Annotated in this window: 12 protein-coding genes; 9 read left to right on the top strand and 3 right to left on the bottom strand. The window is 65.4% G+C overall.

The features are described from left to right. The first annotated feature begins 214 nt into the window (after positions 1 to 214). The 4 genes from AACH55_RS24000 (at position 215) to AACH55_RS23985 (ending at position 3,021) form a co-directional block, all read left to right on the top strand. On the top strand, positions 215 to 955 hold the full coding sequence (locus tag AACH55_RS24000; RefSeq protein ID WP_338717188.1) for a hypothetical protein: 741 nt from the start codon (positions 215 to 217) through the stop codon (positions 953 to 955). A gap of 79 nt (positions 956 to 1,034) precedes the next feature. Then, on the top strand, positions 1,035 to 1,382 hold the full coding sequence (locus tag AACH55_RS23995) for a DMT family protein (protein ID WP_338717187.1): 348 nt from the start codon (positions 1,035 to 1,037) through the stop codon (positions 1,380 to 1,382). Further along, positions 1,379 to 2,602, top strand: a complete 1,224-nt coding sequence (locus AACH55_RS23990; RefSeq protein ID WP_338717186.1) for an MFS transporter — start codon at positions 1,379 to 1,381, stop codon at positions 2,600 to 2,602. Before AACH55_RS23995 ends, AACH55_RS23990 begins: the two co-directional genes overlap by 4 nt. A 44-nt stretch (positions 2,603 to 2,646) precedes the next feature. Continuing rightward, positions 2,647 to 3,021 (top strand): cytochrome c family protein, encoded by a 375-nt coding sequence (locus AACH55_RS23985; RefSeq protein ID WP_338717185.1) that lies wholly within the window; start codon positions 2,647 to 2,649, stop codon positions 3,019 to 3,021. Positions 3,022 to 3,041: 20 nt separating this feature from the next. Here the strand turns inward: AACH55_RS23985 and AACH55_RS23980 are convergent, their stop codons facing one another. After that, positions 3,042 to 3,920 carry an oxygenase MpaB family protein gene (locus AACH55_RS23980; RefSeq protein ID WP_338720408.1) on the bottom strand — a complete coding sequence of 293 codons (879 nt, stop codon included), beginning with the start codon at positions 3,918 to 3,920 and terminating at the stop codon, positions 3,042 to 3,044. Between the two features lie 431 nt (positions 3,921 to 4,351). On the opposite strand from AACH55_RS23980, the gene AACH55_RS23975 reads away from it, so the two are divergent. From AACH55_RS23975 to AACH55_RS23960, 4 genes are all read left to right on the top strand, one after another. Further along, a complete protein-coding gene (locus AACH55_RS23975; protein WP_338717184.1) occupies positions 4,352 to 7,540 on the top strand; it encodes an efflux RND transporter permease subunit in 3,189 nt (1,062 codons plus the stop codon). 3 nt (positions 7,541 to 7,543) lie between these two features. Continuing rightward, entirely contained in the window at positions 7,544 to 8,776 is a 1,233-nt protein-coding gene (locus AACH55_RS23970; protein ID WP_338717183.1) for an efflux RND transporter periplasmic adaptor subunit, read from the top strand. Next, complete coding sequence (locus tag AACH55_RS23965) at positions 8,773 to 10,281, top strand: efflux transporter outer membrane subunit (protein WP_338717182.1); 1,509 nt, start codon at positions 8,773 to 8,775, stop codon at positions 10,279 to 10,281. Before AACH55_RS23970 ends, AACH55_RS23965 begins: the two co-directional genes overlap by 4 nt. 165 nt (positions 10,282 to 10,446) lie before the next feature. Continuing rightward, positions 10,447 to 11,997 (top strand): methyl-accepting chemotaxis protein, encoded by a 1,551-nt coding sequence (locus AACH55_RS23960; protein WP_338717181.1) that lies wholly within the window; start codon positions 10,447 to 10,449, stop codon positions 11,995 to 11,997. A 29-nt stretch (positions 11,998 to 12,026) separates the two neighbouring features. Here the strand turns inward: AACH55_RS23960 and AACH55_RS23955 are convergent, their stop codons facing one another. Both AACH55_RS23955 and AACH55_RS23950 read right to left on the bottom strand, forming a co-directional pair. Next, a complete protein-coding gene (locus tag AACH55_RS23955; RefSeq protein WP_338717180.1) occupies positions 12,027 to 12,770 on the bottom strand; it encodes a response regulator in 744 nt (247 codons plus the stop codon). Further along, positions 12,767 to 14,221, bottom strand: coding sequence for an ATP-binding protein (locus AACH55_RS23950; RefSeq protein WP_338717179.1), 1,455 nt, complete (start codon positions 14,219 to 14,221; stop codon positions 12,767 to 12,769). Before AACH55_RS23950 ends, AACH55_RS23955 begins: the two co-directional genes overlap by 4 nt. A gap of 226 nt (positions 14,222 to 14,447) precedes the next feature. On the opposite strand from AACH55_RS23950, the gene AACH55_RS23945 reads away from it, so the two are divergent. Next, the gene (locus tag AACH55_RS23945) at positions 14,448 to 15,740 is read left to right on the top strand and encodes an efflux RND transporter periplasmic adaptor subunit (RefSeq protein ID WP_338717178.1); all 1,293 of its coding nucleotides are present in this window, start codon (positions 14,448 to 14,450) and stop codon (positions 15,738 to 15,740) included. Position 15,741 lies beyond the last annotated feature (1 nt).

The following is a 15,741-nucleotide window of genomic DNA, read 5'->3' as shown; positions in this document are numbered from 1 at the left end:
TTCGGCGCAGTCCGAAGGCCGGATCGGCCTGTGGACAATCCAATGCCGTGCCGGGCCGGCGAGGACAGCGTGTCCGGTAGCGGACGGTCAGGTGTCACGAAAACGGACACCCGACCAGTGATGGCGATGCGCAAGCTATTGATTTAAAAGGGATTCATGGCGGGCACGGGGTTTGCAGAAGACAGCGTACCCCTCTCACCCCAAAGGAGTTGCCATGAACCGTTCATCCTTTCTCCCCCGTTCGCTGGCCGCAGTGTCGGCCCTGATGCTGTCGGGTGCGCTGATGGCCGCGCAGGCCCAGGCATTGCCCCCGGCCCCGCCGCCGGGAGCTGGCCCGGTGGCAGCACCGGTGGCACCGATGGCGCCGCCCGCGCCACCTGCCACCTACGATGCCGCCATGACCGCGCAGGCCCCTATCACCGAAGGCCGCGTAAGCCGCTTCCTCATCAACCCCTACGGCGAAGTCGACGGCCTGATGGTGGGCAAGCGCACCGTGGTCAAGTTCCCGCCGCACCTGTCGCAGACGCTGCAGAACGCGGTCAAGCCGGGCCAGTCGGTGCGCGTCTTCGGTCAGGCTGAAGCGGCCGGCATGATCAGGGCCGACGCCATCGTCAATCTCGCCAACGGCCAGACCGTGATCGACCGGCCGCCCGCCTTCGATGCCAATCCGCCGCTGCCGCCGCACCTGCGCGCAGCGCAACTGCGCCCACTGTCCGTGCGCGGCAAGATCGCCCTGGTCCTGACCGGTCCGCGCGGCGAAGCCAATGGGGTCATCCTCGATGACGGCAGCATCGTGCGCTTCGCCCCCGACAGCCTGCGCACGCCCCTGGAACCCGGCGCGCCGTTTGCTGCCAATGGACTGGGGACCCGCAACAGTCTCGGCACGGCCATCGAGGCCATCGACGTCGGCGCCAGCGCGGATTCCCTGCAACCCTTGTACAGCCGCGTCCGGTAAGGGTTTGCGGCCGGGGCGGCGGATCGCTCCGGCCGATCTTTCGCGTTTCCCTTCATCCACCTGATAAAGAAAAAGAGCCATGTCGCCAAAAATCCTTCCCATCGTTTTCCTGATCGTCTCCAACGTCTTCATGACCTTTGCCTGGTACGGCCATTTGAAGTTCGAGAACCGGCCGCTGTACCTGGTGATCCTGGTCAGCTGGATGATCGCCCTGGCCGAATACTGCTTCGCCGTCCCCGCCAACCGCATCGGCCACACCGTCTACAACGCCGCCGAACTGAAGACCATGCAGGAGGTCATCACGCTGGTGGTGTTTTCGATCTTCTCGGTGTTCTACCTCGGTGAGCAGTTCACCATCAATCACCTGATCGGTTTCGGCTGCATCTGCCTGGGTGCCTTCTTCATCTTCAAGGGGCCGATCGGATGAACGCCAAGGCCGGCTCCATCGCCTGGCTGTCCAGGCTGAACTTCTTCCTGGCCGATGTGCGTGACGGGCTCGGTCCTTTTCTCGGTGTATTCCTGATGGGCCACGGCTGGGCCGCTGATGACATCGGCTACGTCATGACGCTGGGCGGCATCGCCGGCATGCTGGCCACCACCCCGGCCGGGGCGCTGACCGATGCGGTGCGCGCCAAGCGACTGGTGGTCGGAACCGGTTCGGTGCTGGTGGTGGCCGGCTCGCTGCTGTTGCTGGTCTCGCCCGGCTTCACCGTGACGGCCATCTCGCAGGTCGGTACCGGCATCGTCGGCGCCATCATCGGACCGGCCATTGCCGGCCTGACGCTGGGCATCGTCGGCCAGCGCGGCCTGCCTTCGCAACTGGGACGCAATGAGGCATGGAACCACGCCGGCAACGTCTTCTCGGCGGCGCTGGCCGGTGCGCTCGGCTACTTCTGGGGCCTGCCGGCGGTGTTCGTGCTGATGGCGGTGATGGCGGTGGCCTCGCTCGTATGCCTCTCGCGTATCCGGCCCGAGGACATCGATCACGATGTCGCCCGTGGCCTGGACCCCGAACGCGCCGCCGACCAGCCGCAGCTGTCCACCTGGCGCGTGCTGGCCGGTTCGCGCCCGCTGATGCTGCTGGCACTGGCGATGATGCTGTTCCACCTCGGCAATGCGGCCATGCTGCCCTTGCTGAGCCAGTCGGTGGTCGCGCGCGGCGGTGCTGATCCGGCGCTCTATACCGCGCTGACCGTGATCGTGGCGCAGCTGGTGATGATCCCGACGGCGCTCTTTGCAGGCCGCTTTGCCGACCGCAAGGGTTACTGGCTCCTGATCACGGTGGCGCTGCTGGCCTTGCCCTTGCGCGGCATGGTGGCCGGTGTGTGGGATTCGGCCTGGGCGCTGGTGCCGGTGCAGATGCTCGATGGTGTGGGCGCGGGTCTCTTGGGTGTGGCCTTGCCCGGTTCGGTGGCGCGCATCCTGCAGGGCAGCGGCCACATCAACATCGGCCTGGGCGCGGTGACCACCATCCAGTCTATCGGCGCGGCCATGAGTCCGGCGCTGGCGGGCGTGGTCGCCAAGCATTACGGCTATGGTGCGGCCTTCACGGCCTTGACCGGTATTGCGCTGCTGGCACTGGTGGTGTGGAGTGTGCTGGCGCAGCGGCGCGATCATGCCCCGACACAGGTGGCGGTTCAGCGCTAGAATCCTCCGCACGCCCGTCAGGGTAGAACTTGTTAGAGCCGATCATGCGTTCCCATCTGTTGTTTGCCCTTGTTCTTGCCAGCCTGCCGTGGGTGGTCCACGCAGCCGGCGACCCCGTGGCCGGCCGTGCAGCCTTTGCCAAGTGCGCCAGCTGCCATGCGGTCGGCCCGTCGGCGCGCGGCGGCTTTGGTCCGCAGCTGACCAACGTGATCGGACGCAAGGCCGGCTCCACCAGCGATTTCAAATACTCCCCGGCGATGGCCTCGGCCGGTTTCATCTGGACCGAAGACAAGCTGCGTGCCTTCCTCAAGGCGCCCAGCGATGTCGTGCCGGGCAACAAGATGCGCTTCTGGGGGATCGGCAGCGACAAGCAGATCGATGACATCCTGGCTTATCTTCGCAGCGTCGAGCAACGCTGAGCGTCAGCCAAGTCAGTGAGTCAGCCAAACGGCGGCAATCCCATGCGTCGCCGCGCCAGGTGGATGGAGCCATTGCGCATGGCCCAGCGGATCGGCTGCGCGGCCACCAGCACTGAGCGCCGCAGCAGTGCGCGCCGCACCGGACCACGCGGGGTGACGCCCAGCATCTCCTGCGCCCAGGTGGGCAGCAGGTCCACGCCACCACGCATCATCAGTCGTGTCCACGGCTGCGCTACCACGTTGGGAGCGGGTGCATTCAAGACCAACTGCAAGGTCGCGCGGGTGCGTTCGTCACAGCGCAATTGCGGCCGCATGCGCTCGATGTAGTCGGCGATGGCCACACGGGAACGGGGTACGTCGCGCGCACCCAGTGCCTCGCCAACGCGGGCGATTTCATCGAAATACCGGTCTTGCCGCGCCTGCGGAAAATCCGGATGGCGATAACGCAGATAGCCCTGCAGGAAGCAATGCACCTCGGCCACGTGCACCCAGGTGAGCAGGTCCGGGTCGCTGGCCGCATAAGGCCGCCCGTCCGGCGCCACGCCGTTGACCCCCAGATGGATCTGCCTGACCCGCGCGATCAGTCGCTCGGCATCGGCGCGTCCGCCAAAGGTGGTGCCGGCGATGAACTGCGCGGTGCGGCGCAACCGACCCAGCATGTCGGCCTGGAAGTTGGAGTGATCCCACACACCGGCCAGCGGCAAGGGATGCAGCATCTGCAGCAGCAGCGCGGCCACGCCGCCGGTCAGCATGGCGGTGAAATCGCTGTGGACCTGCCAGGCGGCGGAGTCCGGACCGAACAGGCCAGGGTCGCCCGGGGGCCTCAGGAAATCGGCACTGCCGGGGCCACGGCTGACGGACAGGACACTGGCTTCGATGCGCTGGCGCAGGAATTCCATGATGTGTAGAACCCATTTCATCAACAGGCGCACTCACGCCTGTTGATGAAATGGGTTCTGGAAGACGAAAGGGAAGGGCAGTGTGCCATAGCGCCTGCATTCCTGCCGGGGCCGTCATGTGGAGTTTTTTCCGGATGTGCTTGCAGCCGGCGAGAAGCGTCTCGCTGACATTTCTGTCAGAAACCGATACCGCGAAAAAGCCTTCTGCACGGCCCCCGCGAGGCCGCTACAATAGCCACGCCGCACGGTCTTCGAGAGCAAGCCGGACCGCACGACAGCAGCAACAGGACATCACAACTCAGGGAACGCGGCCGGGCCACCGGGGCAGCATGCCGGGCCGCGCAAGACAGAACAATGCATCGCGGGAGGGGATGGCAGGCGCCGCACGGGCAGCCTGCCTGGTCCTGCCCGTTTCACAGGGATAGCAGTTCATGAACATGGTCGCGCTGGCCTTGCGCCGCCCGTACACCTTCATCGTGATGGCCTTGCTCATCGTGCTGGCCACGCCATTGACGCTGAAGAACATGGCCACCGACATCTTCCCCGAAATCAATATCCCGGTGGTCTCCATCATCTGGAACTACAACGGCCTGTCGGCCCAGGAGATGGGCCAGCGCATCGCCGCCCAGAACGAGCGCGGGCTGACCACGGTGGTCAGCGACATCGAACACATCGAGTCGCAATCGCTGGCCGGGGTGGCGGTGATCAAGGTGTTCTTCCAGCCCAAGGCCAACATCCAGCAGGCCATCGCGCAGGTGGTGGCGTCGGTGCAGTCGCAGATTCGCCAGCTGCCGCCGGGCATCACGCCGCCGCTGGTGATCAAGTATTCGGCCTCCAGCATTCCGGTGATGCAACTGGCGCTCTCTTCGCCCTCGTTGCCGGAGCAGGCCGTCTTCGATACCGCCGTGCAGACTCTGCGCCCGCAGCTCATCACCATCCCCGGCGTGGCCGTGCCCTTTCCCTATGGCGGCAAGACGCGCCTGATCTCGGTCGACCTGGATACCCCGGCGCTGCAGTCGCGCGGACTCGCGCCCATCGATGTGGTCAATGCCATCAACACCCAGAACCTGATCCTGCCCTCGGGCACGGCCAAGTTCGGAGGCACCGAATATTCGGTCAAGATCAACGGATCGCCGGAAGCGGTGGCGGGTCTGAACGAACTGCCGGTGCGCACCAGCAATGGGGCGACCATCTATCTCAAGGACGTGGCCAACGTGCGCGACGGCTTTTCGCCCCAGACCAACGTGGTGCGCCAGGATGGCGCGCGCGGCGTGCTGCTGTCCATTCTCAAGAACGGCGGCGCCTCCACGCTGGACATCGTGGACAACCTGCGCAAGCTGCTGCCCACGGCCGCCCAGACCCTGCCGGAAGACATCAAGATCACGCCGCTGTTCGACCAGTCGCTGTTCGTCAAGGCCGCCGTGACCGGCGTCATCAGCGAGGCGCTCATCGCCGCTGGCCTCACGGCGGCCATGGTGCTGCTGTTCCTGGGCAACTGGCGCAGCACGCTCATCATCGGGCTGACCATTCCGCTGTCCATCATGGCGGCCATCCTGATGCTGGCGGCGCTGGGCGAGACGCTCAACCTCATGACCCTGGGCGGCCTGGCGCTGTCGGTGGGTATCCTGGTGGACCAGGCCATCGTCACCATCGAAAACATCGAACGTCACCTGCACCTGGGCAAACCGCTGCACGATGCCATCATCGTCGGCGCCGGGGAGATCGGCGTGCCGGCTTTCGTGGCCACGCTGTGCATCTGTATCGTGTTCGTGCCGATGTTCTTCCTGTCGGGCGTGGCGCGTTTCCTGTTCGTGCCGCTGGCCGAGGCGGTGGTGTTTGCCATGGCCGCTTCCTATCTGCTCTCGCGCACGTTGGTCCCTACGCTGGTGATGCTGCTCATGGGCAGCCACGGCCAGGTCGACAGCGCCAAACAGAGCCTGTTGCAGCGTCTCTATCGTGCCTTCGACAACCGTTTCGAGCGCGTGCGCCATGGCTATACGCTGGTGCTGTCCTCGCTGCTGGCACACCGGCGCCGCTTCGCGTTGGGCTTTTTGGGCTTCTGCCTGTTGTCCTGCCTGCTCTATCCTTTCCTCGGGCGCGACTTCTTCCCCAATGTGGATGGCGGCCAGATCCGCCTGCACATGCGCATGCCCACCGGCACCCGCATCGAGGAAACCGCACGCGCGGCCGATGAGGTCGAACGCGTCATCCGCACCCTGATTCCGGCCTCCGAACTGGAGACCATCCTCGACAACCTGGGCGTGCCCAATTCCGGCATCAATCTCTCCTACAGCAATGCCGGCACCATCGGCACCCTCGATGGTGAAATCCTGATGGCCCTGAAGGAAGGCCACCGGCCCACCGAAGCGCTGGTGGCGATGTTGCGCGAGCAGTTGCCGCGCCGTTTCCCCGGCATCGAATTCTTCTTCCAGCCGGCCGACATCGTGACGCAGATCCTCAACTTCGGCCTGCCGGCGGCCATCGACGTGCAGTTCACCGGGCCCAACATGGAAGCCAATGCGCGCCTGGCCGCCGAACTGACCAAGCAGATCCGCCTGATTCCGGGTGCGGTCGATGCCCACGTCCACCAGCGCCTGGATGGCCCCTCGCTGGACCTGCGCATGGATCGCACGCGCCTGCAGCAGTTCGGCCTGTCGGCCTCCAACGTCGGGCAGAACCTGTTGATTGCGCTGTCCGGCAGCTCGCAGACGCAACCGGCCTTCTGGCTCAATCCCAACAATGGCGTGGTCTACAGCATCGCGGTGCAGTCGCCGCAATATCAGGTCGATTCGCTCGATGCCCTGCTCAACATCCCGGTGGGCGCGGGGGCCAATGCCACCACGCCGCCGCAACTGCTGGGCAATCTGGTCGATGTGCACGCAGGACGCCAGATGGCGGTCGCCTCGCGCTACAACATCTCACCGGCCATCGATGTCTATGTCAGCGTGCAGGGCACCGACCTGGCCAGCGTGGCCGGCAAGGTCGCCAGGCTGGTGGAGGAGATCAAGCCCAGACTCGCGCGCGGCAGCCAGGTGGTCATTCGCGGCCAGGTGGAAACCATGCAGTCTTCCTTCATCGGCCTGGGCGTGGGTCTGGCCATGGCCATCGTGCTGGTCTACCTGCTGGTGGTGGTGAACTTCCAGTCGTGGATCGATGCGGCCATCATCATCGCCGCCTTGCCGGCGGCACTGGCGGGGATTGCGTGGATGCTCTTCATCACCGGCACTACGCTGTCGGTGCCGGCCCTGACCGGGGCCATCATGACCATGGGTGTGGCCACGGCCAACAGTATCCTGATCGTCGCCTTCGCCCGGCAGCGCCGCGAGGATGGGGCCACGCCGCTGGCGGCCGCTCTGGAAGCGGGCTCCACCCGTATCCGCCCGGTGCTGATGACGGCGCTGGCGATGATCATCGGCATGATCCCCATGGCCCTGGGCCTGGGCGAGGGGGCCGAGCAGAACGCGCCGCTGGGGCGCGCCGTGATCGGGGGGCTGCTGCTGGCCACCGTATCGACCTTGTTCTTCGTGCCGGTGGTGTTCGCCGGCGTGCATCAGAGACTGGCCCGCCGCGCCGACAGGCGCCGCGCAGTGGCGGGCGGGCCCGCGCATCAGGAGTCTTGAATCATGTCGCATGACCGTCATTCCGAACTCGGCATCCATCCTCTTTCCGAGGGCGAGCCGCAACAGCGCCAGCAGATGATGAAGCGCGCCAAAGTCGTGCTGGTGGTGGTGCTGGTGCTGCTGGCCGCCGTTGCCGCGCGCACCCTCATCAGCCGCGCCGCCAATGCCCGCGCACTGGAGGCCGGCACCGCTGAACGCGCCCGGGTCTTCGTGCGGGTGGCACCGGCCCGCAGCAGTACCGATGGCCAGACGCTGGCCTTGCCGGGCAGCCTGCAGGGCTTCGTGCAATCACCCATCTCGGCGCGTTCCGGTGGCTACCTCAAGCGCTGGACCAAGGACATCGGCGCGCAAGTGCAGAAGGGCGAGCTGCTGGCTGAACTCGATACACCCGAGATCGACCAGCAGCTCTCGCAAGCCCTGGCGGCGCGCCAGCAGGCCGCTTCCAGCCTCGAGCTTGCGAGGAGTTCGATGGCGCGCTGGGAAGCCCTGCGCAAGAAGGATGCGGTCTCGCAGCAGGAACTCGATGAACGCCGCAGCGCCTTTGCCCAGGCCAGTTCCAACCTGGCGGCGGCTGATGCCAACGTGGAGAGGTTGCGGCAGGTGGAAGGATTCAAGCGCATCGTGGCGCCGTTCTCGGGCATCATCACGCGCCGCAATGTGGATGTGGGTGACCTGATCGATCCGGGTGCCGGCCGCGCGCTGTTCGTGCTGTCGCAGACCGATCCGCTGCGCGTGTACGTGAACGTGCCGCAGGCTTATGCCAATCTGGTCAAGCCGGGCCAGCAGGTCACGGTGACCCAGGCCGAACTGCGCGGGCGCAAGTTCGAAGGCAAGGTGGCGCGCACTGCCGGCTCCATTGATCCGGCCACGCGCTCGATGCAGATCGAGGTGACGCTCTCCAATGCCGACCATGCGCTGCTGCCCGGCGCTTTCGTGCAGGTGGAGTTGCCGTTGAAGCCCAGCGGCACGCTGCTGGTGGCGGCCGATACGCTCATGTTCCGGCGCGATGGTTCGCTGGTGGCGGCAGTGGATGAACAGAACAAGGTGCGTCTGAAGAAGGTCAGGCTGGGCCGCAACTTCGGACTCACCGTGGAGGTGCTGGAAGGTCTGAGCGGCAATGAGAAACTGATCCTCAATCCCTCCGACTCGCTGGCCGAAGGCGACCAGGTGGAGCCGACCCTGGAGCAGCCCCAGGACAAGTCCGCCCGCCCCGCGGACAAGAAGGCCGCCTCATGAGCCTGCACCGTCCGCACAGCATGGCGCTTGCGCTGGCCGGCGCCTTGCTGCTGGCCGCGTGCGCCAGCGGTCCCGATTACGTGCGGCCCCAGCTCGACATGCCCGCCGCCTGGACGCCGGAAGCACCGTGGCGCGCCATGCAGCCGCAGGATGCCGCACCGCGCGGCCCCTGGTGGGAGCGCTTCAACGATGCCCAACTCAATGCCCTGCAACAGCAGGCCCTGGCCGGCAACCAGACCCTGGCCATCGCCACTGCGCGGCTGGCCCAGGCGCGCGCGCAGCTGGAGGTGGCGGGAGCGGCGCAATCCCCGCAGGTCGGCATCAATACGCGTGCGGCACGTGGACGTATTTCGGCCAACCGCCCACTGACCAACTACAACTCGCCCAATTACGCCACCGTACAAAACGATTTCGCGCTGGGTTTGAATGTCAGTTACGAACTGGATTTCTTCGGGCGCGTGCGGCGTTCGGTGGAAGCGGCCAATGCCTCGGCCCAGCAATCGGCCGCCGACCTGGAAAACACCCGCCTGCTGCTGAGCGCGGAACTGGCCAGCAATTACTTCAACCTGCGCGAGCTGGACGTCGAGCTGGATGTGGTGCAGCGGGCCATCGCCCTGCAACGCAAGGCCCTGGAACTGGCCAGCGCGCGTCACGACCTGGGCGCCACCTCCGGGCTGGACGTGGCCCAGCAGCAAGCGCTGCTGGACAACACCCTGACCCAGGTCGATATCCTGGGCCGCCAGCGTGCGCAGTATGAGCACGCCATCGCCACGCTGACCGGCACCCCCGCGCCCGTGTTTCGCCTGCCGCCTTCGCTGGCGCCCGTCGCGCTGCCGGAAATTCCGCTGGGCGTGCCCTCCGACGTGCTGGAACGTCGCCCCGACGTGGCCGCTGCCGAGCGCGCCATGGCCGCCGCCAATGCGCAGATCGGCGTGGCCAGCGCGGCCTTTTATCCCAGCTTCATGCTGCAGCCCGGCTACGGCGTCGACAGCCGCAACTGGGCGTCGCTCTTCAATGCCCCCAGCGTGCTCTGGTCGCTGGGCGTGTCGGCCTCGCAAAGTCTGTTCGATGGTGGTCGTCTGCGCGCTGGTGTGGATTTCAGCCAGGCCGGTTATAACGCCACCGTGGCCAGCTATCGCCGCACCGTACTGACGGCGATGCAGGAAGTGGAAGATGGCATCACCGGTATCGCCTCACTGGACCGGGCCTACCGCCAGGCGCAATCGGCCATCGCCAGTGCACGCCGGGTGCTGGAGATCGCCAACAGCCGCTACGAAGGCGGCGCGACGCCCTATCTGGATGTGATCAACGCACAACAGTCCCTGCTCAACAGCGAGCGCCAGGCGGCGCAATTGATGGGCCAGCGCTTGCTGGTATCGGTCTTCCTCATCAAGGCCCTGGGCGGTGACTGGCATGCGCGCCGACAGGCCGAGGCGGGTGAGCAGGCAGCGGTCGGTGCAATGATTGTGCAGTCACCAAGTTTATCGCCACAAGGGAATGACTGATGTGGTGGCCTGACCAGTTGACCGGCCCAGCCTGACGGCGTTGTCAGACTCGCGCCACCGCAGGGCAATTACCCCGTAAACGCCCGTGTAATCAGCGTTATGGCCGCTTCGCGACTTGCCTAGAATGACTTGTGAAATCCACCACAGCAATAATTCGGGGCAGACATGAACTGGTTCAACAATCTTAAGATCGCCAAGAAGCTCATTCTTTCCTTCGCCGCCGTGATCATCCTCACGGTCTTCCTTGGCATCTTCGCCATCCGCCAGTTGAGCGCGGTGAACCAGGCGTCCACCGACATGGCCACCAACTGGCTGCCCACCATCAAGGCGGCGCAGTCGATCCAGGCATCGCTACCGCGCATGCGTATTTCCGAATTGCAGATGATCACGGCGGTTACGCCCGCCGAGCGCGAAGACGCCATCAAGGCCATCAAGACGCGCCTGGACATCCTGGCCAAGCAGCGCGCCGCTTACGAGGCCCAGATCTCGGAGCCGGAAGAGAAGGCCGCCTACGACAAGTTCTCCAAGAACTTCGCCACTTACCTCGAGATCGACAAGAAGATCGCCGAGATCTCCGGCGCCGGCAAGGAAGAAGAAGCCCGCGCCGTCTTCAAGGGCGAGTCCAACAAGACCTTCCGCAGCATGCTGGAAAACATGGACGAGATCGTCAAGATCAACGACGTCGGCACCCAGCGTTCGGATCAGACCGCCACCGAAGTCTTCAATGCAGCACGCGCCTGGATCATCGGCTTGCTGGCGGCCATCGTGGTGATTGCCTTTGCACTGGCGCTGGCGGTGGCGCGCGCAGTCTCGCGTCCGCTCAACGAAGCCGTGAACGTGGCTGAGCGCGTGGCTCAGGGCGATCTGACGGTCGACATCCGTTCCGACAGCAAGGATGAAACCGGCATGCTGATGCACTCCTTGCGTGCCATGAACGAGAGCCTGAACAAGATCGTCAGCGAGGTGCGTTATGGCACTGATGCCATCACCACGGCCTCGCAGGAAATCGCCACCGGCAACCTCGACCTGTCTTCGCGTACCGAACAGCAGGCCGGTTCGCTCGAAGAGACCGCTTCCGCCATGGAAGAACTGACGGCGACCGTCAAGCAGAATGCCGACAATGCGCGCCAGGCCAACCAGCTGGCCGCGTCGGCCTCGGACGTCGCCAGTCAGGGTGGCCAGGTAGTCAGCCAGGTGGTACGGACCATGGAAGGCATTACCGAAAGCTCCAATCGTATTGCCGACATCATCACGGTGATCGACGGCATCGCCTTCCAGACCAACATCCTTGCGTTGAATGCCGCGGTGGAAGCGGCGCGCGCCGGCGAGCAGGGACGCGGTTTTGCCGTGGTGGCCTCCGAAGTGCGTTCGCTGGCGCAGCGCTCGGCGTCCGCTGCCAAGGAGATCAAGCAACTCATCGATGACTCCGTGGAAAAGGTCGGCGCCGGCAGTCAGCTGGTCGAACGCGCCGGCACCACCATGAATGAGGTGGTGGCCAGCGTGAAGCGGGTGACCGACGTGGTGGCCGAAATCAGCGCGGCCAGCAGCGAACAGAGCACCGGTATCGAGGAAATCAATCGTGCCATCACGCAGATGGATGAAGTGACCCAGCAGAACGCGGCCCTGGTGGAAGAGGCCGCCGCTGCGGCGCAGTCCCTGCAGGATCAGGCCGGTCGCCTCTCGCAGGTGGTCAGCGTGTTCAAGATCCGGCGCTGAACGGCGCCGGCACCGCAGCCCGCAAGCGCTTACGCCGGCGGTAGCTCGAAGCAGTAACCCACGCCATACACCGCCTGGATCGCATTGTGGCCCGGGAAAAAAGGCTCCAGCTTGCGCCGCAGGTTTTTGATGTGGGTGTCGATGGCGCGGTCGGTGACGAAGCGGTCCGCGTTGTGCAGGTGATTGAGCAACTGATCGCGCGAAAAGACCTGGCCCGGCGCGGCGGCGAAGGTCTTGAGCAGGCGCAGTTCCAGCGGGGTCAGATTGAGCGGTTCGCCGCGCACGGTGGCCTGGTGGCGCGCTTCATCGATGACCAGCGGCGAGGCCGTCTGCACCGCCTGCTGGGTCTGCGCGGCGCGCTGTACCAGCGCATTGCGGCGAAGCATGGATTTCACCCGGGCCACGATTTCGCGCGGTGAAAAGGGCGTCTTGCCGATGTAGTCGTCGGCCCCCAGTTCCAGTCCGCGCAAGCGGTCTTCTTCTTCGGCGCGTGCCGTCAGCATCAGCACCGGAACGTCCGAGAAGGTGCGCAGCTGGCGGCAGATTTCCCAGCCATCCATTCCCGGCAACATGATGTCGAGCAGGATCAGGTCCGGCCGCTGCGCGCGTACCGCGTCCAGTGCCGCATCGCCGCGCGCGACATGGCGCGAGGTGTAGCCGGCCACCGCCAGATATTTTTGCAGCAGTTCAGCCAGCTTGGGTTCATCTTCCACGATGAGGATATCGGCCGTGGCCGGTGGGCTGAACTGGAAGTCGTCGGGCGTGCTGTTCATGTGCTTTCTCCCTCGCCATCCAGGCGTGCCGGCAAGACCACGGATACGCGCAGGCCACCCAAGGGTGAAGCGCTGGCGCCGATGGTTCCCCGGTGTGCATCGACAATACGGCGGCAGATCGCCAGACCCAGCCCGGCGCCGCCGCTGGCGCGGTTGCGCGAGGACTCGACCCGGAAGAAGCGCTCGAACAGGCGGGCCATCACCTCAGGTGGCACGCCAGGTTCGCTGTCATCGAAGATCAGGTGCCAGTGTTGCTGCAGCAGGTGGGCATGTACCTCCAGGCGGCCGCCGCTGTCGGTATAGCGCAGGCTGTTCTCGAAAATATTGTTGAACAGCTGCTGCAGGCGCGCGCCATCGGCATGGAGCGGCATGGCGGCGGGCAGCGCGGTGCTCAGGCGCATGCCGCGCTGGCTGAAGCGTTCGGCGTAGATAGCCGCGCTGTCGCGCAGCAGCGGTGCCAGGTCGATGTCGGCGTGGCGATAGGTGAGTGCGCCGGCATCGGCCAGCGAGAGATCGTAGAGGTCACCCACCAGCTTGTTAAGATGTTCCACCTCGCTCTTGAGCGAGCGCAGCGTCTGCGCATCGGGCTGCAGCACGCCATCTTCCAGCGCCTCCAGCTGACCGTTGAGGATGCCCAGCGGTGTACGCAGTTCATGCGAGACATCGGCCATGAATTCGCGCCGCAGCTTCTCGTTGCGTTCCAGCGTCATGGCCAGCTGGTTGAAGTCCTGCGCCAGCATGCCCACTTCATCGCCCGATTCCACTTCCACCCGGATCGCGTAATCGCCCCCGGCCAGGCGATGCGTGGCGCGTGCGACGCGGGTCAGCGGCCGCGTCAGCACGCCCGAGATGCGCACCACCAGGAAGGCGGCCAGCATCACCGCGACCACCGCGATGACGAGCTGGGCCAGGAACTGGCTTTGCTGGAAGCGCAGGTCGATGGCACCGATCACGCTCTCAAAGGGGGTCTGCGCTACCCAGCCGACGATCACATCATCCTGCATCAGCGGCCGCAGGCGCGCGTCGGGACCGACGTTGGGATAGCCGATCACCAGCTGCCGATGGGCATCCAGCAGGGAAAAACGCAGGGTCGCACCGGTCAGGTCGGAGGGCGTCATGGGGGGCAGCGGGGTGGCCGCCATGCCATTGTGTTCGACGATGGCCGGCCTCATCAGCTCGAACCAGACGCGCGGCTTGCCCCGGATGAAGTCCCAGTTGCCATGCTCGCGATAGGCCAGCTCCAGGCGCGGCACCATGTCTTCCATGCGCTGCTGGGCCTGTTCGTTGAGGTAGCCGAGGAAGTCGCGGTTGAAGATGTAATGGCCGGCACCATTGATGGCCGCGATCACCGCCACGATCAGCGCCAGCATCGCATAGAAGAGTTTGAGGCGAATGTTGGCGCGATAGAAGAAGCGGTCAGACAGCTCCGCGATGGTGTGGGCGATGGACATGGTGGTGCTGCAGGCAGTGGGTGGAATCAGGCAAAGCTTAACAAGAACATGGCCACCGGTGGGGCCACATCAGGCCGGACCGGCCAGCCTGTTGCAGGGCTGACATACGGCCGCGTTTGCTCAAATTTCCCTCACATTTGCTGTACATCATCGTAGGTCCGATAGCTCATTGCGCCCGGAACCCTTGCCCATGGCGGCTTGCGGACGGGCAGAAAGCCACCCGATCATGTTCCATACTGCAAGCACTGCGCGCCACGCCGGGCGCCGTTCCTCCACCGCAGCGCGCCTGGCGCTGTCCCTGATGCTGGTTGCCGTCCTGGGCGCCTGCTCCAGATCGGGCGACCAGCCCAAACCGGCGGCCCAGTCCGAAGTCGGCTACGTGGTCCTCAAGACGCAGCGCCAGTCGCTCACCACCGAGCTGCCCGGCCGTACCACGGCCTACCTGGCGGCCGACATCCGTCCCCAGGTGGGCGGCATCATCCAGAAGCGCCTGTTCAAGGAAGGCAGCCTGGTCAAGGCCGGCCAGCCGCTGTACCAGATCGACCCGGCCAGCTATCAGGCGGCCTATGACAGCGCCAAGGCTTCGCTCCTGAAGGCGCAGGCCACGCTGGCTTCCTCCAGGCTGAAGGCCGACCGTTATGCCGAGCTGAACAAGATCGATGCCGTCGCCAGGCAGGACAACGATGACGCCCAAAGCACCCTGCGCCAGAACCAGGCCGATGTGGAAGTGCAGAAGGCCGCCGTGCAGACCGCCGCCATCAACCTGCAATACACCAGGATCCTTTCGCCGATCTCGGGCCGCATCGAAAAATCCAGCGTCACGCCCGGCGCGCTGGTGACGGCCAGCCAGACCACGGCACTGACCACGGTACAACAGATCGATCCGATTTACGTCGACGTCACCCAGTCCACCGTGGACCTGCTGCGCCTGCGCCGCGAACTGGCCAGCGGCCAGATCAGCAAGAGCGGCGCCAACGCGGCCCAGGTCAAGATCCTGCTGGAAGACGGCTCCACCTATGATCATCCCGGCAAGCTGGAATTCACCGGTCTGTCGGTCGATACCGGCACCGGCATGATCACGCTGCGCGCGGTCGTGCCCAATCCGGATGGCGTGTTGCTGCCGGGCGCCTACGTGCGTGCGGTGCTGGAGGAGGGGGTGGATGAACACGCCCTGCTGGTACCGCAGAAGGCCATCAGCCGCGACCAGACCGGTGCTGCCACCGCCCTGGTGGTGGGCAGTGACGGCAAGGTGCAGCAGCGCGTGGTGACCGTGGCGCGTGCGGTGGGTAACAACTGGTGGATCAGCAAGGGCTTGCAGGAAGGTGACAAGCTCATCGTCGACGGATTGCAGAAGGTGCGCGCCGGCGATACCCCGCGTGCCATCGACATCACCGACAGCCTGCAGAAGGATCTGGCGCGCGAAGCCGCAGCGGCCGCCGCTGATCCGTCGCTGGGCGGGGATGCCGGCCGGGCTGCCGGCGCAGGAACGGCGGCTGCTTCCGGCGCCCGGTCGAAGTAAG

The sequence above is a fragment of the Herbaspirillum sp. DW155 genome (genome assembly GCF_037076565.1).
In the GTDB taxonomy this organism is placed as follows: domain Bacteria; phylum Pseudomonadota; class Gammaproteobacteria; order Burkholderiales; family Burkholderiaceae_D; genus Herbaspirillum.
Note: the sequence above shows the minus strand (reverse complement) of the source record. Positions and strands in the feature narration are given on the sequence as shown.

Excerpts from the sequence above, each read along its gene's own strand:
- AACH55_RS24000 (WP_338717188.1), top strand. The coding sequence starts at position 215 with ATGAACCGTTCATCCTTTCTCCCCCGTTCGCTGGCCGCAGTGTCGGCC.
- AACH55_RS23995 (WP_338717187.1), top strand. The coding sequence starts at position 1,035 with ATGTCGCCAAAAATCCTTCCCATCGTTTTCCTGATCGTCTCCAACGTC.
- AACH55_RS23990 (WP_338717186.1), top strand. The coding sequence starts at position 1,379 with ATGAACGCCAAGGCCGGCTCCATCGCCTGGCTGTCCAGGCTGAACTTC.
- AACH55_RS23985 (WP_338717185.1), top strand. The coding sequence starts at position 2,647 with ATGCGTTCCCATCTGTTGTTTGCCCTTGTTCTTGCCAGCCTGCCGTGG.
- AACH55_RS23980 (WP_338720408.1), bottom strand. The coding sequence starts at position 3,920 with ATGGAATTCCTGCGCCAGCGCATCGAAGCCAGTGTCCTGTCCGTCAGC.
- AACH55_RS23975 (WP_338717184.1), top strand. The coding sequence starts at position 4,352 with ATGAACATGGTCGCGCTGGCCTTGCGCCGCCCGTACACCTTCATCGTG.
- AACH55_RS23970 (WP_338717183.1), top strand. The coding sequence starts at position 7,544 with ATGTCGCATGACCGTCATTCCGAACTCGGCATCCATCCTCTTTCCGAG.
- AACH55_RS23965 (WP_338717182.1), top strand. The coding sequence starts at position 8,773 with ATGAGCCTGCACCGTCCGCACAGCATGGCGCTTGCGCTGGCCGGCGCC.
- AACH55_RS23960 (WP_338717181.1), top strand. The coding sequence starts at position 10,447 with ATGAACTGGTTCAACAATCTTAAGATCGCCAAGAAGCTCATTCTTTCC.
- AACH55_RS23955 (WP_338717180.1), bottom strand. The coding sequence starts at position 12,770 with ATGAACAGCACGCCCGACGACTTCCAGTTCAGCCCACCGGCCACGGCC.
- AACH55_RS23950 (WP_338717179.1), bottom strand. The coding sequence starts at position 14,221 with ATGTCCATCGCCCACACCATCGCGGAGCTGTCTGACCGCTTCTTCTAT.
- AACH55_RS23945 (WP_338717178.1), top strand. The coding sequence starts at position 14,448 with ATGTTCCATACTGCAAGCACTGCGCGCCACGCCGGGCGCCGTTCCTCC.